Annotated in this window: 25 protein-coding genes; 7 read left to right on the top strand and 18 right to left on the bottom strand. The window is 60.8% G+C overall.

All coding sequences use genetic code 11. The features are described from left to right. Window positions 1-13: 13 nt before the first annotated feature. Complete coding sequence (locus ACL2XN_RS03355) at window positions 14-1,660, top strand: ABC transporter substrate-binding protein (RefSeq protein WP_413730287.1); 1,647 nt, start codon at window positions 14-16, stop codon at window positions 1,658-1,660. Between the two features lie 5 nt (window positions 1,661-1,665). Here ACL2XN_RS03355 and ACL2XN_RS03350 read toward each other — a convergent pair whose 3' ends face one another. The 3 genes from ACL2XN_RS03350 to sodC form a co-directional block, all read right to left on the bottom strand. Continuing rightward, window positions 1,666-2,304: a hypothetical protein gene (locus ACL2XN_RS03350; RefSeq protein WP_413723048.1), complete on the bottom strand. Its 639-nt coding sequence runs from the start codon at window positions 2,302-2,304 to the stop codon at window positions 1,666-1,668. Further along, complete coding sequence (locus tag ACL2XN_RS03345; protein ID WP_413723049.1) at window positions 2,304-2,651, bottom strand: type II toxin-antitoxin system prevent-host-death family antitoxin; 348 nt, start codon at window positions 2,649-2,651, stop codon at window positions 2,304-2,306. Before ACL2XN_RS03345 ends, ACL2XN_RS03350 begins: the two co-directional genes overlap by 1 nt. Before the next feature lie 192 nt (window positions 2,652-2,843). Continuing rightward, a complete protein-coding gene (gene sodC, locus ACL2XN_RS03340) occupies window positions 2,844-3,368 on the bottom strand; it encodes a superoxide dismutase[Cu-Zn] (RefSeq protein WP_410014665.1) in 525 nt (174 codons plus the stop codon). Between the two features lie 295 nt (window positions 3,369-3,663). Between sodC and ACL2XN_RS03335 the strand changes: the two genes are divergently transcribed. Continuing rightward, on the top strand, window positions 3,664-5,301 hold the full coding sequence (locus tag ACL2XN_RS03335; RefSeq protein ID WP_413730286.1) for an ABC transporter substrate-binding protein: 1,638 nt from the start codon (window positions 3,664-3,666) through the stop codon (window positions 5,299-5,301). Window positions 5,302-5,396: 95 nt separating this feature from the next. On the opposite strand, the gene ACL2XN_RS03330 is transcribed toward ACL2XN_RS03335, so the two are convergent. Together ACL2XN_RS03330 and pta are read right to left on the bottom strand one after the other, a co-directional pair. Beyond that, the gene (locus ACL2XN_RS03330) at window positions 5,397-5,555 is read right to left on the bottom strand and encodes a DUF3309 family protein (protein WP_410014663.1); all 159 of its coding nucleotides are present in this window, start codon (window positions 5,553-5,555) and stop codon (window positions 5,397-5,399) included. A 137-nt stretch (window positions 5,556-5,692) separates the two neighbouring features. Further along, entirely contained in the window at window positions 5,693-7,825 is a 2,133-nt protein-coding gene (gene pta / locus ACL2XN_RS03325; protein ID WP_413731059.1) for a phosphate acetyltransferase, read from the bottom strand. Window positions 7,826-8,074: 249 nt separating this feature from the next. Here pta and ACL2XN_RS03320 point away from each other — a divergent pair, with 249 nt between their 5' ends. The 3 genes from ACL2XN_RS03320 to ACL2XN_RS03310 are packed head-to-tail and all read left to right on the top strand — an operon-like array spanning window position 8,075 to window position 11,184. After that, window positions 8,075-8,383: a PTS sugar transporter subunit IIB gene (locus ACL2XN_RS03320; RefSeq protein ID WP_413728168.1), complete on the top strand. Its 309-nt coding sequence runs from the start codon at window positions 8,075-8,077 to the stop codon at window positions 8,381-8,383. An 8-nt stretch (window positions 8,384-8,391) separates the two neighbouring features. Next, window positions 8,392-9,702 (top strand): PTS sugar transporter subunit IIC, encoded by a 1,311-nt coding sequence (locus ACL2XN_RS03315; protein ID WP_413730285.1) that lies wholly within the window; start codon window positions 8,392-8,394, stop codon window positions 9,700-9,702. Window positions 9,703-9,744: 42 nt separating this feature from the next. Continuing rightward, complete coding sequence (locus ACL2XN_RS03310; RefSeq protein WP_410014660.1) at window positions 9,745-11,184, top strand: glycoside hydrolase family 1 protein; 1,440 nt, start codon at window positions 9,745-9,747, stop codon at window positions 11,182-11,184. Window positions 11,185-11,211: 27 nt separating this feature from the next. Here the strand turns inward: ACL2XN_RS03310 and ACL2XN_RS03305 are convergent, their stop codons facing one another. The 3 genes from ACL2XN_RS03305 to ppk2 all read right to left on the bottom strand — a co-directional run bounded on the left by ACL2XN_RS03305 (window position 11,212) and on the right by ppk2 (window position 13,964). Beyond that, on the bottom strand, window positions 11,212-12,231 hold the full coding sequence (locus ACL2XN_RS03305) for a LacI family DNA-binding transcriptional regulator (protein ID WP_413723052.1): 1,020 nt from the start codon (window positions 12,229-12,231) through the stop codon (window positions 11,212-11,214). A gap of 191 nt (window positions 12,232-12,422) precedes the next feature. Beyond that, on the bottom strand, window positions 12,423-12,965 hold the full coding sequence (locus tag ACL2XN_RS03300; protein ID WP_410014658.1) for a glutathione peroxidase: 543 nt from the start codon (window positions 12,963-12,965) through the stop codon (window positions 12,423-12,425). Window positions 12,966-13,151: 186 nt separating this feature from the next. Continuing rightward, window positions 13,152-13,964: a polyphosphate kinase 2 gene (ppk2, locus tag ACL2XN_RS03295; protein ID WP_413723053.1), complete on the bottom strand. Its 813-nt coding sequence runs from the start codon at window positions 13,962-13,964 to the stop codon at window positions 13,152-13,154. Window positions 13,965-14,122: 158 nt separating this feature from the next. Here ppk2 and ACL2XN_RS03290 point away from each other — a divergent pair, with 158 nt between their 5' ends. Together ACL2XN_RS03290 and ACL2XN_RS03285 are read left to right on the top strand one after the other, a co-directional pair. Further along, window positions 14,123-14,683: a GNAT family N-acetyltransferase gene (locus ACL2XN_RS03290; RefSeq protein WP_413730283.1), complete on the top strand. Its 561-nt coding sequence runs from the start codon at window positions 14,123-14,125 to the stop codon at window positions 14,681-14,683. 134 nt (window positions 14,684-14,817) lie between these two features. Next, window positions 14,818-15,630, top strand: a complete 813-nt coding sequence (locus tag ACL2XN_RS03285) for a Cof-type HAD-IIB family hydrolase (protein WP_413730281.1) — start codon at window positions 14,818-14,820, stop codon at window positions 15,628-15,630. Here the strand turns inward: ACL2XN_RS03285 and ACL2XN_RS03280 are convergent. The 10 genes from ACL2XN_RS03280 to ACL2XN_RS03235 form a co-directional block, all read right to left on the bottom strand. Further along, window positions 15,583-16,704, bottom strand: a complete 1,122-nt coding sequence (locus tag ACL2XN_RS03280; RefSeq protein WP_413728164.1) for a bifunctional transcriptional activator/DNA repair enzyme AdaA — start codon at window positions 16,702-16,704, stop codon at window positions 15,583-15,585. The two genes, ACL2XN_RS03285 and ACL2XN_RS03280, sit on opposite strands and share 48 nt — an antisense overlap. Before the next feature lie 83 nt (window positions 16,705-16,787). After that, window positions 16,788-17,465: an RBBP9/YdeN family alpha/beta hydrolase gene (locus ACL2XN_RS03275; RefSeq protein ID WP_413730280.1), complete on the bottom strand. Its 678-nt coding sequence runs from the start codon at window positions 17,463-17,465 to the stop codon at window positions 16,788-16,790. Beyond that, complete coding sequence (gene citG / locus ACL2XN_RS03270; protein WP_413731058.1) at window positions 17,462-18,313, bottom strand: triphosphoribosyl-dephospho-CoA synthase CitG; 852 nt, start codon at window positions 18,311-18,313, stop codon at window positions 17,462-17,464. Before citG ends, ACL2XN_RS03275 begins: the two co-directional genes overlap by 4 nt. A 61-nt stretch (window positions 18,314-18,374) precedes the next feature. Further along, window positions 18,375-18,911, bottom strand: a complete 537-nt coding sequence (citX, locus tag ACL2XN_RS03265; RefSeq protein ID WP_413728163.1) for a citrate lyase holo-[acyl-carrier protein] synthase — start codon at window positions 18,909-18,911, stop codon at window positions 18,375-18,377. Beyond that, entirely contained in the window at window positions 18,912-20,438 is a 1,527-nt protein-coding gene (gene citF / locus ACL2XN_RS03260; RefSeq protein WP_413730278.1) for a citrate lyase subunit alpha, read from the bottom strand. A 35-nt stretch (window positions 20,439-20,473) separates the two neighbouring features. Beyond that, a complete protein-coding gene (gene citE / locus ACL2XN_RS03255) occupies window positions 20,474-21,349 on the bottom strand; it encodes a citrate (pro-3S)-lyase subunit beta (protein WP_410014649.1) in 876 nt (291 codons plus the stop codon). Then, on the bottom strand, window positions 21,346-21,639 hold the full coding sequence (gene citD / locus ACL2XN_RS03250; RefSeq protein ID WP_410014648.1) for a citrate lyase acyl carrier protein: 294 nt from the start codon (window positions 21,637-21,639) through the stop codon (window positions 21,346-21,348). The genes citE and citD overlap by 4 nt, the downstream gene beginning before the upstream one ends. Window positions 21,640-21,689: 50 nt before the next feature. Then, a complete protein-coding gene (gene citC, locus ACL2XN_RS03245) occupies window positions 21,690-22,754 on the bottom strand; it encodes a [citrate (pro-3S)-lyase] ligase (protein WP_413730276.1) in 1,065 nt (354 codons plus the stop codon). 48 nt (window positions 22,755-22,802) lie between these two features. Next, window positions 22,803-23,678 (bottom strand): fumarylacetoacetate hydrolase family protein, encoded by an 876-nt coding sequence (locus ACL2XN_RS03240; RefSeq protein ID WP_413730275.1) that lies wholly within the window; start codon window positions 23,676-23,678, stop codon window positions 22,803-22,805. A gap of 37 nt (window positions 23,679-23,715) precedes the next feature. Then, a complete protein-coding gene (locus tag ACL2XN_RS03235) occupies window positions 23,716-25,086 on the bottom strand; it encodes a 2-hydroxycarboxylate transporter family protein (RefSeq protein ID WP_410014645.1) in 1,371 nt (456 codons plus the stop codon). Window positions 25,087-25,349: the final 263 nt, after the last annotated feature.

The following is a 25,349-nucleotide window of genomic DNA, read 5'->3' as shown; positions in this document are numbered from 1 at the left end:
TCGGGGATATGATATGAAGCCGGGATTAGATCATCTATCAGGTAAAGGAACAAAGACCAATACGGGACGTCCGTCGCCGGCGATATTGACGCTGGCGGCATTGGCGCTGGCCGTCAGCGGCGCGGCGTCGGCCAAAACCCTGGTGTTCTGCTCGGAAGGCTCGCCGGAAAACTTTAACCCGCAGCTGTATACCTCGGGCACCAGCGTGGATGCCAGCGCGGTGCCGGTTTATAACCGGCTGGTGGATTTCAAGACCGGCACCACCGAGCTGCAGCCCAGCCTGGCCGAAAGCTGGGATATCAGCGCCGACGGCAAGATCTATACTTTCCATCTGCGCCAGGGCGTAAAATTCCAGGGTAACAAATACTTTAAGCCCACCCGTGATTTCAACGCCGACGACGTGATTTTTTCGTTTATGCGGCAAAAGGATAAGCAGCATCCTTACCACAATGTGTCCAACGGCACCTATGCCAATTTTGACAGCCTGGAGTTCGGCACGCTGCTGACCGCCATCGACAAGGTGGACGATCACACCGTGCGCTTTACCCTTGCCCATGCCGAGGCGCCGTTCCTGGCCGATCTGGCCTGGTATTTCGCTTCGATACTGTCAAGCGAATACGCCGACGCCATGTTAAAGGCCGGCACGCCGGAACGGGTGGATAGGGATCCCGTCGGCACGGGACCGTTCCAGCTGACCCAGTATCAAAAGGATTCGCGCATTCTGTTCAGCGCCTTCCCCGACTATTGGCAGGGCAAGGCCAAGCTTGACCGTCTGGTCTATGCCATTACCCCCGACGCCTCGGTGCGCTTCGCCAAGCTGGAAAAAGGCGAGTGCCAGGTCATGCCGTTTCCCAATCCGGCCGATCTGCCGCGCATGCGCGACAATAAAGATATTACGCTTATGCAAAAAGCCGGGCTTAACACCGGTTTTCTGGCCTTTAATACGCAAAAGCCGCCGCTTGACAACGTGAAGGTACGCCAGGCGCTGGCCATGGCCATTAACAAACCGGCGATTATCGCGGCCATCTTCCAGGGCACCGGCACCGCCGCGAAAAATATCCTGCCGCCGGGGGTCTGGAGCGCCAAAGAAGATCTGCGCGATTATGATTTTAACCCGGACCAGGCCCGCGCCCTGCTCAAGGACGCGGGGTTCCCCGACGGCCTGACCATCGATCTGTGGGCGATGCCGGTACAGCGGCCGTATAACCCCAACGCCCGGCGCATGGCGGAAATGATCCAATCCGATTGGGCGAAAATCGGCGTCAAGGCCAATATCGTCACCTATGAGTGGGGCGAGTACCTGAAGCGGGTCAGGAGCGGCGAGCATCAGGCGGCGCTGATGGGCTGGACCACCGCCACCGGCGATCCGGATAACTTTTTCGGCCCGCTGTTTTCCTGCACTTCGGCCAACGGCGGTTCCAATTCGGCCAGATGGTGTTACGCGCCGTTTGATAAATTGATTACCGAAGCGCGCGCCAGCAGCGACCATAACCGGCGCATCGCGCTTTACCAGCAGGCGCAGGACATGATGCACGAGCAGATGCCGGCGGTGATGATTGCCCATTCAACCATTTTTGAACCGGTGCGCAAGGACGTCACCGGCTACGAAATCGACCCCTTCGGCAAGCATATTTTTTATCAGGTGGACGTCAAGCAATAGCCCCTTCACTCCGCCAGTTCCATAGCCGCCTCCAGGAGCGGCCGCGCCCAAGCCGGAGTGGCGCTCAACGCCCGGGCATCATCGGCCGGGGGAAATACCATTTTCCCCCGCACCGTTTCAAGCACCAGAGTCGGGTCCGGAATTGCGTCGCCGGGCCTGGCATCCAGACTGTTATCGAAAACCTGCACATGGGCAAGCAACGGCAGCAGCTTTATCAGATTAGCCCGCGACGTGACCCACCGTTCCCGTATTTTCTGGGAGGGTATGGCATGGCCGCCATGACTCACGCGCAGCTGTACGCGCCTGATATGCTGCTCCGGTGATGATAGCCCGCAGAACAGCATGATCACCTCATGCGTTTCGCAGGCCTGGCTCAACAGCCGTGGCATGGTATTGCCGCCCAGCGTGGTTTCAAAGGCATAGTTGGCGCCCCCGGCGATGGCGGCTTCCAGCCGCGAACGTCCAAAGGTCCATGCCCGGCCGTTCGCCTCGTCAGGCTCCAGCCCCAGTTGGGTCATAAGCTCACGGGCATAGGCATCCGGATTAAACCATGCCAGGCCGTGCTCTGCCAGCAGGCTGCCGCCCACCGAACTTTTGCCGCCGCCGTTAACGCCCGCCAGAACAAAAATAAACGGCCGCGCCATTAGAAGCCCTCGCCCGCCTTGGGCCGCCGTTTCAGCGCCCCCCGCCGCGCCAGCACAGAAGCTACATTCACGGCGGCGTCCGGATTTTCTAGCACCGCCAGCCGTGCATTGAACCTGTCGGTCAGGTCATCCAGTACCGATTGCTCGCGTGCTTTAAGCAGCAGCAAAGAGTGAGTCAATTCACGATAGGTGGCGACATCCAGCAGCACCATTTCCACGGTGGAATGATTGGTAATGGCCAGGGTTCCGCCCTGATGCACCCTCCGCACCACCTCCCCCCATTTGTTTTTCACTTGCGAGGCGTTTGCCTGCGGCAATTCATCGAAATTAAGCAGTTCCGTGATCATGGTGTAATCTCCGCGAGCGGTATGATTTAGCCATTATGGCAAAAACAGCCTTATATAGCCATTCGAGATTGCTCAGGTGATGAAGAGGTGTTTGGGGAACAAACCGGCATAATGGGCAAGACGTCAACCTCGCCATAAGTTCTGCTTGCCCATCATACCCGCCGCACGTTCCCGCGCGGGCTTGCCGGTGGGTTATTTTATCACCGCGCAGGCGACACGGTCGCCGGCGCCGCCGATGGGCTGGCTTTGGTAATCATCAGGATTGGCGTGGATAACCACCGAGGAACCGTCGCCGTCCAGCAGCGCGGGGCGCGGGGTGCCGGGCGTCACCGACACCAGCGTCGAATAGATTTCCGCAAAGGCCTTGCCGTCGGCGCCGGCGTAGATATTGGTCAGGTCGCCCTGATCGTTGGCATTGGCGTTCAACAAACCATGCACCACCGGCATCGCGGAGTGGACATGCCCGCCGGCGTCCTTGAACTTATCTTTGGCATCGCAAACCCCCTTTTCATGGAAATGAATACCGTGCCAGCCGGGAGCAAGCCCCGTGGCCTCCACGCGCATAATCACCCCTTTAGGCGCGTCCGAAAGGGTAATCTTACCCATATCCTTGCCGTCGGCGCCCACCAGGCTTGCGGTATGCACCGCCGGCTGGGGCTGGGCCAACGCCATATTGGCGGTTAAGGCCGTGGCGATGAAAAACACAATACGCCGCATAATAAACTCCTGTAGCAGAACCTGCCGACTGCGGAAGTGCAATGTCGGTCAATGTAGATAAGCGTAGACAGTGAGACGCATATTGTCCTGATTAGCGGCGCTATTCTTGATGTCGGTCATGCCATGCGCACCGCCCGGCATCGCGCCATGCCCCGGCCCGGCACCGGCGGCGGCGTATTTATCCGGCGTTAAGCGTCACGGGGACCAGGCCTGGACGGCGCGCCATGTTGATGGTAGGAATGGTGGAGACTGCCGGACAGACATTATTTATCCGCGACAATAAGGAGGGGGAGGCATGAAGACAACCAGACTGCCGGGCATTACACTGGCGGGATTTACCCTGGGCGCGATGGCCGCGCTGTTGCCGGCCGCCACGGCCCTGGGCGCCGAGGTGCCCGCCGGAGTCGAACTGGCGGCCCGGCAGGACATCGTGCGCAATAACGGCAGCGAGCCGGCTTCCCTCGATCCCCACCGGGTCGAGAGCGATGTGGAATTTAATATCATCAGCGACTTCTTCGACGGACTGGTCAGCATCGACAACCACGGCGCCGTGGCGCCGCGCCTTGCCGCCGGCTGGGATAATCCCCGTCCCGGGGTGTGGATTTTTCACCTGCGCCCCGGCATTACCTGGTCGAACGGCCAGCCGATTACCGCCGGCGATCTGGTCTACAGCTGGCGACGCTTAATCGATCCCGCCACCACCTCGCCTTACGAAAGTTATCTGGTAAGCATGCGTGTGCTGAACGCCGCCGAGATCGCCGCGGGCCAAAAGCCGGCGGACAGCCTGGGCGTGCGGGCGCTGGACGACGCCACGCTGCAAATCGACCTCACCCAGCCGGTAAGCGCCTTTCTCAGCATGCTGGCGCATCCGTCCCTGGTGGCGATTAATCCCCGGGCCGTCGCGCAGTTCGGCGATAAATGGACCCAGCCGCAGAATTTTGTCGGCAGCGGCGCCTTCACCCTGGCGCAATGGGTAGTGAATGAAAAAGTGGTGGGTGTCAGGAACAGCCGCTACTGGGATAACCAGCATACCGTGATCAACCGCATCACCTATTTGCCCATCGCGTCGGAAACCGCCGATATCAATCGTTATAAGGCGGGTGAAATTGATATTACCGCGAGCGTACCGCAAACGTTATTCCGGTCGCTGCAAACGGACCTGGGCGCGCAGGTGCATATTTCGCCCAAGCTGGCGGTCTATTATTATGAATTTAATACGCAAAAGCCGCCGTTTAACGATCCGCGGGTGCGGCTGGCGCTTAACCTGGGGCTGGATAAAACCATTATCGCCGAAAAAGTGCTGGGGCAAGGCCAACGACCGGCCTATCTGTTCAGCCCGGACAACACCGGCGGCTTTGCGCTCACCCCCCCTGTTTACGCCGGCTGGACCCAGCAGCAGCGGGTGGCCGAGGCCAGGACATTGCTGGCGCAGGCCGGATTTACCCCGGCGCGGCCGCTGAAATTCTCGCTGTTGTATAACACCTCCGAATCGCACCAGCGCATCGCCATCGCCGCCAGCTCCATGTGGAAAAAAAACCTGGGGGTGGAGGCCACGCTTAACAGCCAGGAATGGAAGAGCATGCTTGACACCCTACACGGGCCTAATTTCGACGTGGTGCGCTACGCCTGGATAGCCGACTATAACGAACCGTCCACCTTCCTCAATAACTACGTCACCAACGACAGCAATAATACGGCAAAATACAGTAACGCGGATTACGACCGGGCGGTAAATAATGCCGCCGCCGCGTCGACAAAAGAGGATCGGGCGCGGTATTACCAGCAGGCCGAGGATATTTTGACCAGAGAATCACCGGCCATTCCCGTTTATCAATATGTCTCGGTAAAACTGGTCAAACCCTATATCGGCGGCTTCCATGAAAGCCCACTGGGATATGTCTACGCCCGGGACCTGTACGTGGTTAAACACTAGCTCCCGCCTCCACTGCCCCGCGAAAATAAAACGGGGACCTGCGCAAAGCAGGTCCCCGTATACATCCGATAATGATTAAAGCATCGGATTAATTGTTAAATCCTGCCCAATAAGACCAAGATCAGCAGAATGACGACCACTACGCCGAGCAGGCCGCTTGGGTAATAACCCCAGCTGCGGCTGTGGGGCCAACTCGGGAAAGCACCAATTAGCAGAAGTATTAATACGATTAAGACGATTGTTCCGATGCCCATGGAAAACTCCTTTGTTTATTGACTTGCTGTTTCCAGCGCATTTGCCTCGTTCTAAACAGAGTTTACGTCTTATGAAAGAAATGAGCTCAGTCAGAGATAACGTAATGAGTATAGACATCTTTTCGCGTTTGCCCCGGCTAAATTTCAACGGGTGGCGATTGCTGCATGGACTGAATGGCTGTCAGGGCGATGGTATAGACGATATCGTCCACCAGCGCCCCGCGCGAAAGGTCGTTGACCGGCTTGCGCAGGCCTTGCAGCATGGGCCCGATGGAAACCAGCGCCGCTGAGCGCTGAACCGCTTTGTAGGTGGTATTGCCGGTATTCAGGTCCGGGAAAATAAACACCGTGGCCTGGCCGGCCACCGGCGAATCGGGCGCTTTGGTTTTGGCCACATCGGCCATAATGGCGGCGTCGTATTGCAAAGGACCGTCGATCGCCAGATCGGGGCGTTTTTCGCGCGCCAGCCGGGTGGCTTCGCGCACTTTATCCACGTCGCTGCCGGTGCCTGACGTGCCGGTGGAGTAGGAGATCATGGCCACGCGCGGTTCGATGCCGAAGGCCGCGGCCGAGTCGGCCGACTGGACGGCGATATCGGCCAATTGCCCGGCGTCGGGATCGGGATTGATGGCGCAATCGCCATACACCAGTACCTGTTCAGGCAACAGCATAAAGAACACCGATGACACCAGCGAACTGCCCGGCGCGGTTTTGATCAGCTGCAGCGCCGGGCGGATGGTATTGGCGGTGGTATGCACCGCGCCGGAGACCAGGCCGTCCACGTGCCCCTGTTCCAGCATCAGGGTACCCAGCACGACGTTATCCTCCAGCTGTTCCCGCGCAATCAGCTCCGTCATGCCCTTGCCCTGGCGCAGCGCCACCAGCCGCGCCAGGTAATGTCCCCGGGCGGCGGCCGGATCGATCAAATCGATTCCCGCGCCCAGCGTCACGCCCTGCGCCGCGGCGATACGGCGTATTTCATCGGGGTTGCCCAGCAGCACGCAGCGCGCGATACCACGCTCGGCGCAGATCGCCGCGGCCTTGATGGTGCGGGGTTCATCGCCTTCAGGCAAGACGATGCGTTTGGCGGCCCGCCGGGCCATTTCGGTCAGTTGATAACGGAAGGCCGGCGGCGACTGGCGGCGCGGGCGTTCAGAGACGGCGGTCAGGGAGGCTACCCACCCGGCATCGATATAGCCGGCGATATAGTCCTGCAGATTTTCAACGCGCTGATGATCTTCGGCCGGCACCTCCAGGTTGAAGTTTTGCAGGTTAAGCGAGGTTTGCCAGGTATTGGTGTCCACCATCAATACCGGCAGGCCGGTCTGGAACGCGCGCGCGCACAGCCGGCCTATCGACGGCGCGATATCATAGCCGCCGGTCAGCAGGATGGCGCCGATGTCCACGCCGTTCATGGCCGCCAGGCAGGCCGACACCAGCACTTCCGGGCGGTCCGCGCAGGTCACCAGCAGCGAGCCGGGACGAAACAGGTCGACCATGCCGGTGAGCCCGCGCGCGCAAAAGGTCACCGAACGCACCCGCCGGGTCTGGATATCGCCGGCGTTGACGATACGGGCGTTAAGGTGATGCGCCATATCGATGACGCGCGTGGCGATAAGCGCCATGCTCCAGGGGATAGCGCCCAGGATCGGCATGGGAAAATGACTGAACGGCGGCAACGCCGCATCGGCGGCGCCGTCCTGGCTGGCCTGGTCGAAGATTTCCGACAGGTCGGGACGGGTGCGGCCCTGTTCGTCCAGCGGCGCGTTGATTTTATTGATGATGACGCCCGCCACGCCGCTGTGTTTGCCGATGCCCGCGCACGCCAGCTCCAGCCGCTCCCGCAACTGCGCCGGTGTACCGGTTCCCAGCGCGGTGACCAGCACGATTTCCGCGCCCAGCGCCTTGGCGATGTCGTGGTTCAGCTGGTTGGCGAACTGGTGGCGCCGCGTCAGCATCAGCCCCTCGATCAGCACCACGTCCGCCTGTCCCAGGGCGCTGTGATAACGCGCGACGATGTCTTCCATCAGGACGTCGCGCGCATTGGATCCCAACAACATCTCGACATAGCCCATCTCCAGGGGCGGCGCGACGGCAATCGCGGAGTTGGCCCGGATGATGGCGGTGGTCTGGTCCGGCCGGCTGCTGCCGTCGCGCGGCTGGGCAACCGGCTTGAATACGCTCAGGCGTATGCCTTTGCGCTCAATGGCCCGGATCACGCCCAGGGTGACGCTGGTTAATCCGACGCTAAGGTCGGTTGGGATCAACATAATAGTACGTGGCACGGCGCAACCCCCGGCAATATTCTGGAACGCTATTTTCTCCTATTTTGTGTGAGTTATGCCGTGAGGCCGCCGACAGTTGTCGGCATAAGCCGTCTCATGTCACCGATTGCCCCGCCCCGCCGCGGACCGGCCATTGACCGTCATCACAAAACCGCAACCGGTTTCTGAAACCGGTTGCAGAAAAAAAGTCCATCAGGTATTACTCCCTACACCATGTCATAAGAGGGCCGCTGTATGCCAAAGATCCTATTGTGTTGCGCCGCCGGAATGTCCACCAGCATGGTGGTGAAAAAAATGCAGAAAGCCGCTGAAATAAAAGGACTGGACGTCGAAATAAAAGCGGTGGGGCTGGAAGAGTTTGCCGAGCAATTACCCCATTACGATTGCTGCCTGCTGGGGCCGCAGATCAAATATAAGCTCGGCGATTTCAAAATCATCGCCGATGAGCAGCATAAACCCATCGTGGTTATTAACAGTATGGATTACGGCATGATGAACGGCGAAAAGATATTAAACGACACGCTGGCGCTGCTTAACGCCTAGGAGAAACTATGTCCGGAATTAGCGCATCGGTATTTGGCGTCATTGAAAACACCATCAGTCCCATTGCGGGCAGATTATCCAGCCAGCGCCACGTAATGGCGATCAGGGATGGTTTTATTTCCGCCATGCCGTTCCTGATCGTCGGCTCCTTTATGCTGGTGTTCGCGCACCCGCCTTTTTCCGCCACCAGCGATTGGGCATTTGCGCAATGGTGGCTGCGCATGGCGGCGCAATATGAGTCGGTTATCCTCATGCCGTACAATATGACCATGGGCATTATGTCGCTGTTTATTGCCGCCGCCATCGCTTATAACCTGGCCCTCAGTTATAAAATGAACGGGTTTATGGCCGCCATGTTATCGCTGATGGCGTTCATGGTGGTGGCCGCCCCGCAAACCGATAAAATGCTGCCGGTCTCCTCGCTGGGCGGCACCGGGATATTTACCGCCCTGCTGGTGGCGATTTTCGCCACCGAATTAATGCATTTCCTGCAGGTCAGGAATATTGGCTTCCATCTGCCGGAGCAGGTGCCGCCGAAAATACAGCAATCCTTTGATTTACTGATTCCGGTGCTGGCCATATTTTTTACCCTCTATCCCCTGAGCCTGTTTATCCAATCGCAGTTCGGCATGTTGCTGCCTCAAGCCATCATGGCGCTGTTCGGCCCGATTATTTCCGCCGCCGATACGCTGCCGGCAATTTTGATCGCGGTCTTGATCTGCCATTTATTATGGTTTGCCGGCATCCACGGCGCGGTTATCGTCGGCGGCATGCTGCAGGCCTTCTGGCTGACTAATCTTGGCATCAACCAGCAGGAACTGACCGCCGGCCAGCCGCTGACCCATATCTTTATCGAACCCTTCTGGCAGTTTTTTATCGTCATCGGCGGCTCCGGCTCCACCATGGGACTGGTGTTGCTTTATCTGCGCAGCCGTTCCGCCCACCTGCGGTCCATCGGCAAACTCAGCCTGGTGCCCTGCCTGTTCAATATCAACGAGCCGGTGATTTTCGGCTCGCCGGTGGTGATGAATCCGACGCTGTTTATTCCCTTTATCACCGCGCCGCTGATTAACGCCACGCTTGCGTATATCGCCACCCGCACCGAACTGGTTGGCCGGGTGATTTCCATGGCGCCCTGGACGACCCCGGCCCCCATCGGCGCGGCCTGGTCCACCGGCTGGGATCTCCGCGCGGCGCTGCTGGTGGTGGTGCTGCTGGTCGTGTCGACCCTGGTGTATTACCCCTTTTTCAAAATCTATGAACGCCAGCTGCTGGCGCAGGATCGCCCGCTGCCGCAGACCCGGCCGCAGGCGGCATAAGCCGCGCAAAGGTCATCACAATACTCACTGAGGAAGATGGATATGCATTATCAGACGTTGCCCCCTTTTCCAGCGGACTTTCTCTGGGGCGCCTCCACCTCGGCGTATCAGGTGGAGGGCGCCTGGAACGAGGACGGCAAAGGCCCGACGGTGATCGATCGGGCGCAATTCCCGCCGGCGCTGAGCGATTTCACCGTCGCAAGCGATCACTATCACCGCTTTGCCGGGGACATCGCCCTGTTCGCCGAACTGGGGCTGAAGACCTACCGCTTTTCCATTGCCTGGAGCCGGCTGTATCCCGAGGGCGACGGCGAGCTCAATCCGCTGGGTGTGGCCTTTTACCAGCGGCTGATTGATGACATTCGCCGCCACGGCATCGAACCGCTGGTGACGCTGTACCATTTCGATTTGCCCTGGGCGCTGCAGCTTCAGGGCGGCTGGTCGAACCCGCGCACCATCGCGGCCTTTGAACGCTTTGCCCGCACCGCCTTTGCCCTCTTCGGCGATCGTGTCCACTACTGGCTGACGATCAACGAACAGAACATGATGATCCTGAAAGGCGACGTCATCGGTACCCTGCCCCCCGGCACCCCCGATCCGCAAAAGACCCTCTACCAGCAAAACCACCATATGATGCTGGCGCAGGCCAGGGCGATGATCGCCTGCCATGAGCTGCTGCCGGCCGCCAAAATCGGCCCGGCGCCGAATATTTCCTGCGTCTATCCGGCCAGCCCGCGCCCGGAGGATGCGATCGCCGCCAATAATTATTCGTCCATCCGCAACTGGCTTTACCTGGATCTGGCCTGCCACGGCCGGTATAACGCGCTGGCCTGGCGTTTTATGGCGGAAAAAGGCTATCTGCCGCGCATCGCCGACGAGGACATGAACCTGCTTGCGCAGGGGCGTCCCGATTTTATCGCCTTTAATTATTATGCCTCCACCACGGTGGCGGCGGACGTGCCGCGGGAAAACGCCGCCCCGGACAACGCACGCGACATCGAGGATCAACAATTGCCCGGCATGGATCGCGCGGTGTATATCGGCGCCGATAATCCGCATCTGGAACATAATCAGTTCGGCTGGTATATCGACCCGGTGGGATTGCGCGTGACCTGCCGGGAAATTTATGAGCGTTACCACCTGCCGCTGATCGTGACCGAAAACGGCCTGGGCGCGTTTGATACGCTGGCGGCGGGCAACAAGGTGTATGACGATGACCGTATCCGGTATCTCAGCGACCATATACGCCAGCTGCGGTTAGCCCTTGCCGACGGCGTGGCGCTGTTCGGGTATTGCCCCTGGTCGGCGATTGACTTGGTCAGCACCCATCAGGGCATCGGCAAACGCTACGGCTTCGTGTATGTCAATCGCGACGAGCACGACCTGAAGGATTTGGCCCGCTTGCGGAAAAAGAGTTTTTTCTGGTACCAGCGGGTGATTAAAAGCAACGGACAGCGCCTGGAGACGGATATCGGGTATTAAGCCAGCACCCCTTCGCCGGGCGGGCATTTACCGCCCGGCGAAGGGACCGGGAATAACGGAGTCGCGCACCATCAGCCGGCCGCTAAAGGGCTTGAGCGGCGATACCCCCTTGCCGTCAAGTACGTTGACCACCTGCTCCAGCGCGCTTTTAATCATCTGCGCCACCGGCACATGCACGGTGGTCAGCGGCGGATTAAGATACGACGCCACGGGAATATCGTCAAAACTGAGCAACGAGATCTCGCCGGGCACCGCCCGGCCGCGCTCACGCAGCGCCCTGGCGGCGCCGATGGCCATATCGTCGTTGGCGCACACCAGCGCGCTGAAGGCGGCCGCGCCGTCCAGCAGCGCCAGGCAAGCGTTAAACCCGCTGTTTAACGACCATTGACCGGCGGCGAGCAGCGATTCATTCACAGGTATGCCCGCGGCGTCCAGGGCCTGGCGGTATCCCGCCGCGCGCGCGGCGGCGGTGGGCGACCCGGCCGCGCCGGTGATAAAGGCGATGTCCCGGTGTCCCTGCGCGATGAGATACGCCACCGCCTCGCAGGCGTCGCGCTGATGATCGGCGAATACGCAATGCTCGCGGGCATGCGGCAAATCGCGGTTGATCACCAGGAACGGGATATCGTGCCGGGCGATCAGGCCCATCAACTCCGCTTCACCCAGGAAGCTCGGATAGATAATAATGGCGTCGCAGCGGCGATCCAGCAGGAACTGGATCGCTTCAAGCTCGCTGTCGACGCTGTGTTTCCCGTCCACCAGGATAAGCTGCCGGCCGTAGTTTTCGGTCATTTTGGCGGTCTGGTACAACAGTTCGCTGAAATAAGGACCGTTAAACAGGGTGTTGGTGACGATCAGGCCGATACTTTGCGAATTTTTGGTCGCCAGGCTCCTGGCCAGCAGGTTGGGACGGTAGCCGGATTCTTCAATAGCCTTGAATACCCGTTGGCGCGTTGTTTCCTTGACATAATTATCGCCCGACAGGACACGGGACACCGTGGATTTGGAGACGCCCGCCTTGATCGCAACATCCTGCATGGTAATCATTGCAAAACCCTATTCATCCCATGACTGGGGAGAAAATCGCCTGGCGCTGATTTTAGCATACCGGCCTTGCCGGGATAAGATATCCGCGCTGTTTACGGCGCTTTTGCCGCGGCGGTGGGATGAGAGGAATAGCGCCCCGGATTAAGCGCCGGCGCCGGCCCCGCCCGCGCCAGTCCGGGCCGCAGGGGGGGTTAGCCGAGCGCGGCGTCGATGGCGCGCAGCAGCCGCGGATCGTCAGCGGTGACATCGGGCGCAAACCGCGCGATAACCTTGCCCTGCCGGTTGATAAGGAACTTTTCAAAATTCCATAATACGTCCTGGCGATTGGTGGGGTCGACCCCATAGCCCTTCAGGCGCTCGCGAAACGGGCCGTCGCCGGTAGCCACCGGTTGCGCCGCGGTCAGCTGGGCGTATAAAGGATGCTGATCCTCGCCAAGCACCGATAATTTGGAAAACATCGGGAAGTGCACGTCATAGTTGACGGCGCAGAAGTCGCTGATTTCCGCGTCGCTGCCCGGTTCCTGGCCCTTGAAGTTATTGGCGGGAAAACCCAGCACTTCCAGCCCGCCGGCGCGCCGTTCCTGGTAAAGTTTTTCCAGCCCTTCATACTGCGGCGTCAGCCCACATTTGGACGCCACGTTGACCACCAGCAGCACCTTGCCGCGGTACGCCGCCAGGCTGCCGGGAGTACCGTCAATGTGTTTAAGCGGTATGTCGTAAAGAGACTCGGTCATGTTTTATCCTTTTCAAATGATAGAGGGCCAGGTTTCATCGGCGGCACGCCCCGCCCCGCCAGGGGAACGCCGGGCGCCGCCGGTCATGCCGCGCAAACGACCTATGACAATAGCGCGCCCGGGCCGCAGGCGCAAGGCAAGGCGCGCCGGCGGTCAACCGGGGATCGCCGGGGCCCGCGCCGGCCGTCAGGGCGCAAGCCGGCCGTTTTCAATGCAAACGGTATCGAAGGCATACAGCACCTCCGGGTCCGGCAGAGCCAGATTTTTATCCTTGCCCTGGTATGGTAGGCGCCCAAGCAAGTCGCGCAGGATATTGACGCGCGCCGTATGTTTATCGTCGGTATGCACCACTATCCACGGCGTGGTCGGGGTATGGGTGCGGGTCAGCATGAGGTTGCGCGCCTCGCTGTACGGCTTCCACAGCTTGGTGGCCTGCTGGTCGATGGGGCTGATTTTCCACTGTTTCAGGGGATCGGTGAGACGGGATTCCAGCCGCTCCTTTTGTTCGCGCTTGCTGATATCCAGATAATATTTGATAAGCTTAATGCCCGAGCGCACCAGCAGCTGTTCAAAATCCGTCACGGTGTTCATAAATTCTTCGTACTGCTCGTCGGTGCAAAACTTCATCACGCGCTCGACGCCGGCGCGGTTGTACCAGCTGCGGTTGAACAGCACCATTTCCTGCGCCGCCGGCAGCTGCGCCACGTAGCGTTGGAAATACCATTCGGCCTGATCCCGCTCCGAGGGTTTGCCAAGGGCGACTACCCGGATTTCACGCGCGCTCAGGTGTTCGGAAATGGTTTTGATAATGCCGTCTTTGCCCGCCGCGTCGCGGCCCTCGAAGATCACCACGATTTTATCGTTGGCGCTGATGATTTCGCGCTGCAGCTTGACCAGCTCTACCTGCAGTAAATGCAGGACCTGATCGTACTCCTTGCCGGACGGGATCTGCGCGGAGGGTGATTCCTGGTCGTCGTTATGGTGCTTTTTTTTGCTCATTGTTACTCCCGATGGATGAGATTCCTGATTTCAGCCCTGAGTATGGCATTCAATTGGCCGTTGCGTGAGGATGGCGGGTTTTAATGTTTTTTATACAGAACTATCAAGCGCAAGCGTTATGATGGCGTTACTGCTGGAACAATAACCGGGTGATACCATTGGAACTGTACACCGAGAGAATGGATTTGCGCCCCGTACGGGTAAGCGACGGCGACAGCCTGTACCGCATCTACGGCGACCCGGAAACCCAGGCCTTTAATCCCGCCGGTCCCTATCCCGATCTTGCCTATGCCAAGCGGGTGCTGGCCGGCTGGCTGACCCATTGGCAGGCTTTCGGTTTCGGCACCTGGGCGATTAAGCTCAACCGCGGGCCAGAGGCGATTATCGGCTTTGGCGGCCTGAGCGTGCGCCCCTTGGGCGACCGGGTCATCAATAACCTGGGTTACCGGTTCGCGGCCGATGCCTGGGGAATGGGCCTTGCCACCGAATTTGCGCGGGCGGCGGTCGCCGCCGGCTTCGGCGCGCTGGGGCTCGCGGAGATCTCCGCCACTGTCCGGGAAAACCATCTGTCGTCGCAGCGGGTGCTGATCAAAGCGGGACTCGTACGGGCCGGCAGCATTGACGATGTGCCGGGCCACGTACCCAGCCTGCTGTTCACGCTGCGCGCTGGCGACTATGATCCCGGCAAAAACGCGGCAGACGACCCTTCCGGGCGTTAACGCGGCCAGTACGATGTCGTCCTTGACAGCCGCTGGAATTCCCGATAATTTCCCACTTTATAAAATACTTTTATAAAGTCGCCCTGCCCGCCGCCCCGGCACACAATAGCGCGGCGACAGACTCTGGAGCGCGGATGAGCATCAAAATGATTGCGGTGGATATGGACGGCACGTTCCTGGACGACGGCAAAAATTATGACCGGCAGCGATTCAGCCGGCAATACGCCAGCCTGCGCCGGCGGGGCGTAAAGTTTGTGGTGGCCAGCGGTAATCAGTACTACCAGCTGATCTCCTTTTTTCCCGACATTGCCGGTGAAATCGCCTTTGTCGCCGAGAATGGCGCCTACGTCGTCAACGGCGGCCAGGAAGTGTTCTGCGGCGAGTTCAGCCGGGAACACTATGAAAGGATCTTGGCCGTGCTGGCGGAGATACCTTATCTGCACACCGTCGTCTGCGCCAGGGAAAGCGCCTATCTGCTTAACAGCGTCGCACCGCACCTCTACCGGCGGATCAACCGTTATTATCATCGCCTGGCGGGGGTAGATAATTTTTCCGCCGTCACCGGCACGATATTTAAATTTGCGCTCTCGCTGCCCGATGAAAAATTACCCGGGTTTATCCGTTTTATCGCCGCTGAACTGGAGGGCATCGTCACCCCGGTATCCAGCGGCCATGGGTCGGTCGATCTGATTATTCCCGGCCTGCATAAGGCCAACGGGCTGCGGATACTTCAGCGGCTATGGCATATCTTGGATGATGAGGTGGCGGCCTTCGGCGACGGCGGCAACGACCTCGAAATGCTGCAACAGGCGGGCTACGGCTACGCCATGGCCAACGCGCCGGACACTATCAAAGCGGCGGCCCGTTACCTCGCCGCCTCGAATAATGAGGCCGGCGTATTAGGCATTATCGACGACATTTTGCTGCCCGCCCCGCCCTTCGCCTGAGAACCGCCGTTTTTCGTGTTCGATCAGCCACTGCTTGCGCCATAAGCCGCCGCCGTAGCCGGTAAGGGTGCCGTCGGCGCCGATGACCCGGTGGCAAGGTATCAAAATGGCAATCTGGTTGGCGCCGTTGGCCCGGGCCACCGCCCTGGTCGCGGTGGGACGCGCGATGGCGGCGGCCACCGCCGAATAGCTTCTTACCTGGCCCGCGGGGATGGCGCGCAAGGCATCCCAGACCCGGCGGGTAAATAGCGATCCATGCTCGGCCAGCGGCGTGGCGAAGCGGCAGGATGCGCCGGCGAAATAGTCGTTCAGCTCGCGCTCCAACTGGTCGGTGACCGGCGTGCTATCCATAACGATCTCCGAGGCGGTGAGGTTCCTGAGCCGGGTGAGTTCCGCGGGCAACGCCGGGCGATCGGCAAACTCCAGCAGGTGCAGCGCCTGCTGGTCCGCCACCGCCAGCATGGAGCCGAGCGGGGTGTCCAGCCAGCGGCTTTTCAGAAACCGATGCCGCCGGGCCTGGCTGGGATTCATGCCCAGGTGCCGGGTAATGGCGGCGCGAAAACCGCTGCCCGATTCAAAGCTGGCCTCCAGCTGGGCCTCTATGACGTCCGCCCCCATCGTCAGTTGGTGAATGCCCTTGCCCAGCCGGCGCAGCCGCGCCATCTCAAGAAAGGTGACGCCAAACTGGCGTTTAAACGCCCGCCTTACGGTGGAGGGATCCAAACCCGCCGCGGTCAGGTCGTCTTCCGACCATTTTTTTTCCGGGTCGCTTTCCAGGCGGGCCAGCAGCATGCCCAGGGTTTTATCCCGCGCGCCGAACAACGACAGGGGCTGGCACCGTTTGCACGGCCTGAAACCCGCCTCCATGGCCTCGACCACGGTGGCGTAAAAAACGGCATGTTCTTTTTTGGGCTTGCGCGCCGGGCAGGTCAGGCGGCAAAACACGCCGGTGCTTTTGACCCCCACGAACGCAAAACCATCATAGACCGGGTCGCGCGCCAGCAGCGCGGCGTATAGCGTATCCACATCAGGCAGCTCAAAAAACATCGCGATCGGCACCCTGTAACCCAACATAAGCGCCATCTTAAAGGAATGTATTTTTGCCGACGACATTTTTCGGGCGTTGATTTTTTTGCCCGATCCGCGCGGCGACGCCCCTAGTATCGCGCCGCCAGCCGGCGGGCGAACCGGGCCACGCAATCCAGGCCGTGCGGCCAGGCGCCAAAACCGGACTGGGCGTTGATATGGCCGGCCTCCCCCACATCCACCAGTTCGCTGCCCCAGGCGTCGGCCCAGTATTGCGCGCGCGGGAACGCCAGCAGCGGATCGTTATGGCTGGCGAACATCAGGCTGGGCACCGGCAGCCGTACCGGCAGGATGCGATCCTCGATTTCAAAGCGCACCGGCTCGGCGGGCGCCACCAGGACGACCCCGGCTATTTGGCCGGCGCAGCGGCTGGCATAATACCAGGACGACAAGGCGCCAAAGCTATGGCCTATCAGCAATGCCGGCGGCGCCGGTGCGTCCAGCGCGCGCCTGATGGCCGTTTGCCAGCCGTCGAGATCCGGCTGCAGCCAGTCGCGCTGGGCAATACGCCGCCAGGTGGGAAACGCCCGCTGCCAGCAGGTTTGCCAATGCTGCGGGCCGCTGTCGTTGATGCCTGGCACCAGTATCACGCGCAGCGGCGCATAAACGTCGGCGGCGGGCGATTGGGCGTCGGCGGGCCGCGGCGGATAAACGCCCGGACCAGAGCGCGCCGGATCGCCGGGCGCGGCGCGCTCTGGCCCAGGCTGCCCGTTCACGGCCCGTTGCCGCGCCGGCCGGCGCAGGTTCATACCGGGAACCGCGCCAGCACGGACATGACCGCCAGCAGATCGGCGCTGCCCCCGGGGCTGAGATTGCGCCGCGTCAGCGCGCGATCCATGACCTCCAGATCCTGCTCGCGCCAGCCGTCCGCCAGCAGCCGCCGGGCATAGCCGCGCACAAACCGCAGCCCGCCGAGGCCGCCGCGCGCCACCAGATTGGTATCGGGATTATGGGCCATCAGCACCAGCAGGCAGTGCAGCAGCGCGCTTTCTCTTTTCGTCCCCACCGCCAGCAGCCGATCCCAGGCCGGCAGGGCATGATCGCGCACGGTGGCGAATCCGCATGCAGCCTCGCCCCGCGCGCCGGTCAGGCCATGGCGCAGGTAAATATGCTCGCCCACGGTAGCCGCCCGGCGGCAGCCGGCCAGTTCCGTCGCCACCAGCCGGGCGCAGATCGCCGCCACGTCGGCGCATAACCCGCTGCGGGTCAACGCCTGCCCCCGCCCGCTCAGGCGCCCGGCGGCGACGCACAGCAACCCCAGGGAAAAAATCCCCCCTTTATGGGTATTGACGCCGCCGGTAGCGGCAAACATGGCGTGCTCGCAGGCCAGGCCGGTGGGGCGGATTTCAGCCAGTACCCGCTGCGCCGGCATTCCGGCGCACCGCTCGCCCAACGCGATAAACCAGCCGAACCAGGGCGCGATGGCCGTTATGCTTTGCATAAACAGCGGCAAATCCATATCGCGGTGCGCGCCGTTGTTGCGGCCGTCCACCAGCCCGGGTTTTGGCGTCAGCATCACTTCCTCGCGCAACGCGGCGGCGGCCAGCAGATCAAGCGCGGGCGGCGCGGCCTGACGGCCGGCGTCATCCCGTATCATTGGCGACGCGGATGGCGCGGCCCATGCCGGGTAGCCGGCGCCGGCCGTCCGGGCGCCGTTATCAGCGGGCAAAATAGGCATCCAGCAGCCCCTCTATTTTAGCAATAACCTCTTCCTGAGGATGGCGGCGCGACCGCGCGCAGGCATGGGCGGGCTGGTCGCACAACAAACACGGCCGCCCCGCCTGATCAAGGGAGCGGCGGCCGATAACGCCGCCGGCCGGGGAAAGCACATCAATATCCCACAGCCGCCCCAGGGGATGCTCCTGCTCCAGCGCCACCGTGGCGGCCTTGATTTCCACGGCGGCATGATCAACCGCCCAAAACGCCTCCGGACCGGTGTCCGGCCACCACACCGCGCGCGCCAGCACCGGCCAGCCGCGCTGGGCCAGCAGCGCGTCGCAGGCCGCCAGCGCGGCGCGCATCGAGCGCCGGTAGCGGGCCGAATCCTTCACCGGGCCAGGCGACACCAGGGTCAATGAAATAAGCGGGCGCCGGTGGCGCGTGAGCCATTCCGTTTGGCGCGCGGCGCGCAGATCCCGGGCCGTCAGCAATTCCTCCAGCGAAACGGCGAACTGCAGTGAATCGGCGATCGTCATTTAGCTGTCCTCTTGAACCTGGCGCACCACGTCAATGACGCTGCCGTCGCGATAGCGGATAACGCCGACAATGCGCCGGGTAAACGCGATGGCCTTCGGCTCGCCGGTCAACCCCACCGCCCGTTGATAAAGCTGTTCGATATCCACGACATCCAGACCGGCATCCACCAGACGCTGGCGCACTTCCGGCCGCGCCGGATTGACGGCAATTCCCTGATCGGTCACCAGAACGTCGATGCTCTCGCCGGGCGTCACCAGGGTGGTGACCCGGCGCACTACGGTTGGGATCCGGCTGCGCGTCAGCGGCGCCACCACGATGGTCAGGTTGGCGGCGGCGGCCACGTCGCAGTGCCCGCCGGACGCGCCGCGCATCACCCCGTCGGAGCCGGTTATCACATTGACGTTAAACGCCAGGTCGATTTCCAGGGCGCTTAAAATCACGATATCCAGCTGGTCGCAGCAGGCGGCCTTGGCGCCGGGATTGGCATAGACGTTGGTGGAGATCTCGATATGATTGGCGTTGTGCTCAAGGGAGGCCGCCGCCTGGCCGTCGAAGGATTGCGTATCCAGCAGCCTGGCGATCAGGCCCTGCTCAAACAGATCGACGATGCTGCCGGTAATGCCGCCCAGCGCAAAGCGCGCCGCGATGCCCAGGCGTTCCATTTTCTGCGCCAGGAAGCGGGTGCAGGCGGTGGAGGATGCGCCGGAGCCGGTCTGGAGGGAAAAACCCTCGACAAAATAGCCGGAGTGTTCGATGACATCGGCGGCGGTGCGGGCAATCATCAGCTCGCGCGGATTACTGGTCACGCGCGCCGCCCCCACGCTTATCTTGGCCGGGTCGCCCACCTGATCCACCGTCACGATATAATCCACCTGATCCTGCCCCAGGCTGGCCGGCATATTGGGAAACGGCACCAGCGCCTCGGTAAGCAGCACCACTTTGCGGGCAAACTGCGCGTCCACCATGGCGTATCCCAGCGAACCGCAGCGGGATTTGCCTTGGGTGCCGTTGGCATTGCCGAACTCGTCGCTGCAGGGCACGCCCAGAAAGGCCACATCTATCTTCAGCTCACCGTCCTGCAGCAGTTTCACCCGGCCGCCGTGGGAATGGATTTGCACCGGTTCTTCCATCAGGCCGTGGGAAATAGCGTCCGCCAGCTTGCCGCGCATGCCGGAGGTATAAATTTTGCTGATGACGCCGGCGCGGATCGGCTCGATCAGTGCATCGTTGCAGGTCATCAGCGAGCTGGAGGCCAGCGTCAGGTTTTTAAATCCCAGCCGGGCCAGCGTCTCGACCACCCGGTTGATCACCATATCGCCCTCACGGAAGGCATGGTGAAAAGAGATGGTCATGCCGTCCCGCAGGCCGCTGCGCTCGATGGCCTGCTCCAGGCTGGCGCACAGTTTACGCTGGTGTTTGGCCTGGCCGTCGGCCAGCCACGGCGTAAGGCTGTTGGCATGGCTGAACGGCGCCAGCGGCGGCAAATGGCGGTACTGCGCCTGTAAATCGTCTGTTACGTCACTCATTAGGTATTCCTGTCATTCTGTTAACGTGAAAACACTTACCGCCGCACACCGGAAGCCCGGGCGCGCTCCAATACCACCTGGGCATGGTTGATAATGGGGCCGTCAATCATCTTGCCGTTAAGTGAAATCACCCCCAGCCCGTTGCGCTCGCCTTCTTCGGCCGCCTGGATGACGCGCTCGGCGTAATCCACCGCTTCCTGGGTGGGCGCGTAGGCGTTGTGCAGCAGTTCAATCTGGCGCGGGTTAATCAGCGATTTGCCGTTAAAACCCATTTTGCGCACCAGATCGACCTCGCGCAGGAAACCGGCATCGTCGTTGATATCGGCATAGACCACGTCAAAGGCGTCGATCCCGGCGGCGCGGGCGGCGTGCAGCACCGCGCAGCGGGCATAGAACAGTTCCGTGCCGTCGCCGCGCTCCGTTTGCATATCCATGACATAATCGAACGCCGCCAGCGCGATGCCGATAAGCCGGGGCGAGCAGCGGGCTATCGCCACCGCATTAATAACGCCGATGGCGGATTCGATAGCCGCCATAATGCGGGTGGATCCAACCTCGCGCCCGCATTCGCGCTCGATGCGCTCGATATGGGTTTCCAGCTCGTGGATATCCTCCGGACTGTCGGTTTTAGGCAGTCGCACCACGTCGGCGCCGGCGCGAACCACCGCCGCCAGATCCTTCAGGCCGAAGGGCGTATTCAGCGGATTGATGCGCACCACGGTTTCGATATCGCGGTACATCGGGTGCTGCAGCGCATGGAATACCAGGATGCGCGCACTGTCCTTCTCGCGCAGGGACACCGCGTCTTCCAGATCGAACATGATGGAGTCAGGGCGGTAGATAAAGGCGGTGGACAACATGGCGGCGTTGGCGCCGGGGATAAACAGCATACTGCGGCGAAGCTTTTTCATGACAGGTGTTCCCATTGGATGCTATCGGCCCCGGCGGCGCGGAGCACCGCCGTCTGCACGCGGGCGCGGATCACGCAGTCCAGCGCCCCTTTATCGTCGATAATGATCAGTCCTTCTTTGACATCCATGGCCGCCAGCGTCGCGTCGATCACCCGGCGGATCTGCGCGCCGAACTGCTTTATCACCTCGCTGTTGATCACCACGCTTAATTCGCCGCTGTTAGGCGCGACCTTGACCAGCAAATCGCTGGACTCAAAGGTGCCCGCCAGGGCCTCTTGTATGATTTTCATAATGCGTTCCTGATTAAAAAACACGGCTAAATAAAAGGTCCCGGGCCACATTACGCGCCCGTTGCGCAGATCCCGGCCAGCGGCCTCGTCTCGCGCCGGCAAAGATAAGCAAAGGTGCTCGGCGGGACGAGGTCGCGGATGCGCGCCATTTGCCGTTGCGAAAGCAGCGCCCGCACCTCGGAAGCTGATATCGCCCGGCCCGGCGCATGGCATGCGCGCGCGATCTCCACTACCCGCAACGGCGGCTGCGCCGCGCGATCCGGGTCTTCGAGCCACTCGTGCATATCGTGGTTATATTGATGGGTCACCGGGCAATAGGGCTCGGTGCCGACATAACGGTGGGTAATGCCCAGCGGCGGCGCGATATAATGACGGAAAATCAGTAAATCCATGGCGCTGTAGGTTTTGCCCACCAGCCCGGCGTCACGCAGGAAATAGCCGGGAAAGGTGGCGCGCGAGATCAGGTAGTCGGACCCGTCATGCACCGTCACGTTGGCCAGATGCGCCACGCCCTGGCGCACCATGTCCAGGCGTGCGGCATACGGAAACAGCGACACGTCTTCGCGCACCACAAAGATATGCACCCAGGCGCAGGCGGCGGCGGCCTGTTCCGCCAGATAGCGGTGGCCGAGGGTGAAGGGGTTGGCGTTCATCACCACCGCGCCGATGGGCGCGCCCGGCCGGTAATATTGCGCAAGCGAATGGCTGTAGCGCCGCACGCCCACCGGCGTATTTTCCATCAGCACCGCCACCTGGCCCGTCTGCGCCAGGGGGTAAAAACCGCAGCCGCGAAATACGCCGATGTTCGCCGGCCGGGTATACAGGAACAGATGGAAATGGCCCTGGCGTATGGCCAGTTGCTCCACCTCGCCCACCAGCCGTGCGCTCAGGTTATCGCCCCGGTAATCCGCCGCCACCGCGACGCATTTGATCACATTTCCCGCGATGCCGGCGCATCCCACCAGCCGCCCGCCGCTGCGGGCCACCACGAATCTGGCGATATCCGCGTCCATGCCCAGAAGACTTGCCTCCAGCAACGCGCGCACGTCCGCCAGGTTATCGCGCGGGTGGTTAACGGTCAGCACGGAAAAGTCCAGGGGGTCCCGATCGTACATACAGTTTTTCCTATCATGGAGTAAAAAGCCGGCGGCGCAGGCGCGGCGCTACGCGGCGATATGGGACGCCGCGGCGGCCGTGGGCCGCTGCGCGTCGATGACCATATTGCGCAAATGGCCGATATTTTCTATTTCGACCTCGATGCAGTCGCCGGCCTTCATAAACAGCGGCGGCGTGCGTTTTTTACCGACGCCGCCCGGCGACCCGGTAATAATCACATCGCCGGAATTCAGCCGGGTAAAGGTGCTGATATATTCAATCAGCTCGGCGATGCTATGAATCATGCTGCGGGTATTGTCGTCCTGCACCATCAGGCCGTTAAGCCAGGTCCGGATGCTGAGCGCATGGGGATCGGGGATTTCGTCGGCAGTGGTCAGGTAGGGTCCGAACGCGCCGGTCCGCCGCCAGTTCTTGCCGGCGGTGAACCAGGTGTGCTGCCAGTCGCGGGCGGAGCCGTCCATATAACAGCTGTAGCCGGCGACATGGGATAAGGCGCGATCGGCGGGGATATCCTCGCCGCCCCGGCCGATAATCACCGCCAGTTCCCCCTCGTAATCAAACTCCGCCGAATGGCTGGGTTTTTCGACCGGCGTGCCGTGCCCGGTCTGTGAATCGGCAAAACGCACGAAGAGGGTGGGCGCCGGATTCATTTCATTGAACTCCCGGCGTTTGGCGGCATAGTTCATGCCGACGCATAAAATTTTGTCCGGATGTTCGATTACCGGCAGGAACGTCAGCCCGGCGAGGGCAATATCCGCCGGCGCGCCGGCCAGTTCGCGGGCCAGGGGCAGCGCGTTGCCCGCCAGCAGGGCCTTTAAATCCGGATAACGCTGGCCGAAACGACGGCCCAGGTCCACGATGCCGCCGGGCGTGACGATGCCGTAGCTTTTGGTGCCCTGATGAAGATAACTTGCGAGTTTCATAAACATTCCTGTGTTAACTACCGGCGCCGGCGCCGGTTCAGAGAATAAAATTGCCCAAGACCAGCAACGCGACCGAGACATTGATGGCGCCGCCGATGCGGGTGGCAATCTGGGCGAACGGCATCAGCGCCATGCGGTTGCCGGCGGTGAGGATGGCCACGTCGCCGGTGCCGCCCTGCCCGCTCTGGCAACAGGAGACGATGGCCACGTCGATGGGGTGCATGCCGATTTTTTTGCCCACCAGGAAACCGGTGCCGACCAGGGTGCCGACGGTGCTGACTATCACCAGCAGGTTGGTCAGGGTGAAGGCGTTGACCAGCTCTTGCCAGGGGGTGATGGCCACGCCCACGGCAAACAGGATCGGGTAGGTCACCGATGTCTGGAAGAATTTATATACCACCTGCGAGCCTTCCAGCATGCGCGGCGATACCCCGTGGGCCAGTTTGATCAGCACCGCGATAAACAGCATGCCCACCGGCGCCGGCAGGCCGATAAGCTTATAGCCCAGCATGCCCACCATATAGAGCAGCACGGCCAGCAGCGCGCCGGCGGCAATGGTGGTCACGTCGGTTTTACCGGCGGCGGCCTGGGCCGGTTCCGCGTCGGCGGCGTCTTGCGCGCCGGGCCTGGTGGGCATCAGGTTGCCTTCGCCGGTGAGGTGGGGATAACGCTTGCCCACGCGGTTAAGGCAGCCGGCAATCACAATGGCGGTTAGGCCGCCGAGCATCACAATCGGCAGGATGCGGCCAAGTGCCACCCCCTGCTCCATGTGCAACAGCGCGGCGTAGCCGATGGAGAGCGGAATGGCGCCCTCGCCGACGCCGCCGGCCATGATGGGCAGGATCAGGAAAAAGAAAATCTGGAACGGCGGCAGGCCGAGCATCAGCCCGACGCCCATCCCCACCAGCATGCCTGCCACTTCGCCGCACAGCATCGGGAAAAAAATGCGCAGGAATCCCTGGATCAGCGTGCGCCGGTTCATGCTCATGATGCTGCCGACAATAATGCAGCAAATATAGAGATAAAGAATATTGGTGGTTTTAAAAAACGCGGTGGTGGAAGCGACCACGACATCGGGTAATAACCCGTAATGCACCAGCGCCGAAGGAATAAAGGTGGCACAGATGGCGGCGGCCCCCATTTTACCGATAATCGGCAGTCGTTTGCCGAATTCACCGCAGGCGAAGCCAAAAAATGCCAGCGTGGCCACCATTACCACGATATCGCTGGGTAATTTCCCGCTCAGGCAATCAATGCCGATCAGCGCCCCGGCCAATAAAAATAGCGGCAGGGGAATAATACCTACTTTCCAGGTATCCAGGATATGCCACCATTTTTCCTTTGCGGAAATTTTTTTTGCGTGTGTTGTATCCGCGACAACAATATATGAATCATCTGTCGTGCTCATTATCTGCCCCTTTATCAATTAGTGCAGGCATAATAAAGACCAGTACGCATGAAATATGTGATTGCATTCAAATTAAAACCGCTATTTTAAAGGCATTTAAGATTTTAATGGTTTTAATTATTTCATGTACAATCAATAGATTCAATTTAACGCCATGAAGTTTTAATGGCGTCTATGGCGTTAATGGTTTTTAGTGTTTTAATGGTTTTAATTCCCGGCAAGGGTATATGTTAATGAAAGGTGATGGGAATGTATTATATTTA

This window comes from Sodalis sp. RH22, from assembly GCF_047324165.1.
Classification (GTDB): Bacteria; Pseudomonadota; Gammaproteobacteria; order Enterobacterales; family Enterobacteriaceae; genus Acerihabitans.
The sequence above is the reverse complement of the archived record's forward strand: the minus strand, read 5'-3'. Positions and strand labels throughout refer to the sequence as shown.

Coding starts and splice junctions, on each gene's coding strand:
- citF (WP_413730278.1), bottom strand. CDS start 20,438: ATGAGTGACGTAACAGACGATTTACAGGCGCAGTACCGCCATTTGCCG.
- ACL2XN_RS03330 (WP_410014663.1), bottom strand. CDS start 5,555: ATGGGCATCGGAACAATCGTCTTAATCGTATTAATACTTCTGCTAATT.
- ACL2XN_RS03310 (WP_410014660.1), top strand. CDS start 9,745: ATGCATTATCAGACGTTGCCCCCTTTTCCAGCGGACTTTCTCTGGGGC.
- ACL2XN_RS03350 (WP_413723048.1), bottom strand. CDS start 2,304: ATGGCGCGGCCGTTTATTTTTGTTCTGGCGGGCGTTAACGGCGGCGGC.
- citE (WP_410014649.1), bottom strand. CDS start 21,349: ATGAAAAAGCTTCGCCGCAGTATGCTGTTTATCCCCGGCGCCAACGCC.
- ACL2XN_RS03300 (WP_410014658.1), bottom strand. CDS start 12,965: ATGACCGAGTCTCTTTACGACATACCGCTTAAACACATTGACGGTACT.
- ACL2XN_RS03280 (WP_413728164.1), bottom strand. CDS start 16,704: ATGTTGGGTTACAGGGTGCCGATCGCGATGTTTTTTGAGCTGCCTGAT.
- ACL2XN_RS03285 (WP_413730281.1), top strand. CDS start 14,818: ATGAGCATCAAAATGATTGCGGTGGATATGGACGGCACGTTCCTGGAC.
- ACL2XN_RS03305 (WP_413723052.1), bottom strand. CDS start 12,231: ATGATTACCATGCAGGATGTTGCGATCAAGGCGGGCGTCTCCAAATCC.
- ACL2XN_RS03315 (WP_413730285.1), top strand. CDS start 8,392: ATGTCCGGAATTAGCGCATCGGTATTTGGCGTCATTGAAAACACCATC.
- ACL2XN_RS03320 (WP_413728168.1), top strand. CDS start 8,075: ATGCCAAAGATCCTATTGTGTTGCGCCGCCGGAATGTCCACCAGCATG.
- ACL2XN_RS03275 (WP_413730280.1), bottom strand. CDS start 17,465: ATGAACCTGCGCCGGCCGGCGCGGCAACGGGCCGTGAACGGGCAGCCT.
- pta (WP_413731059.1), bottom strand. CDS start 7,825: ATGTTGATCCCAACCGACCTTAGCGTCGGATTAACCAGCGTCACCCTG.
- citD (WP_410014648.1), bottom strand. CDS start 21,639: ATGAAAATCATACAAGAGGCCCTGGCGGGCACCTTTGAGTCCAGCGAT.
- ACL2XN_RS03355 (WP_413730287.1), top strand. CDS start 14: ATGAAGCCGGGATTAGATCATCTATCAGGTAAAGGAACAAAGACCAAT.
- ACL2XN_RS03235 (WP_410014645.1), bottom strand. CDS start 25,086: ATGAGCACGACAGATGATTCATATATTGTTGTCGCGGATACAACACAC.
- ACL2XN_RS03345 (WP_413723049.1), bottom strand. CDS start 2,651: ATGATCACGGAACTGCTTAATTTCGATGAATTGCCGCAGGCAAACGCC.
- ppk2 (WP_413723053.1), bottom strand. CDS start 13,964: ATGAGCAAAAAAAAGCACCATAACGACGACCAGGAATCACCCTCCGCG.
- citC (WP_413730276.1), bottom strand. CDS start 22,754: ATGTACGATCGGGACCCCCTGGACTTTTCCGTGCTGACCGTTAACCAC.
- citX (WP_413728163.1), bottom strand. CDS start 18,911: ATGACGATCGCCGATTCACTGCAGTTCGCCGTTTCGCTGGAGGAATTG.
- citG (WP_413731058.1), bottom strand. CDS start 18,313: ATGATACGGGATGACGCCGGCCGTCAGGCCGCGCCGCCCGCGCTTGAT.
- ACL2XN_RS03240 (WP_413730275.1), bottom strand. CDS start 23,678: ATGAAACTCGCAAGTTATCTTCATCAGGGCACCAAAAGCTACGGCATC.
- ACL2XN_RS03335 (WP_413730286.1), top strand. CDS start 3,664: ATGAAGACAACCAGACTGCCGGGCATTACACTGGCGGGATTTACCCTG.
- sodC (WP_410014665.1), bottom strand. CDS start 3,368: ATGCGGCGTATTGTGTTTTTCATCGCCACGGCCTTAACCGCCAATATG.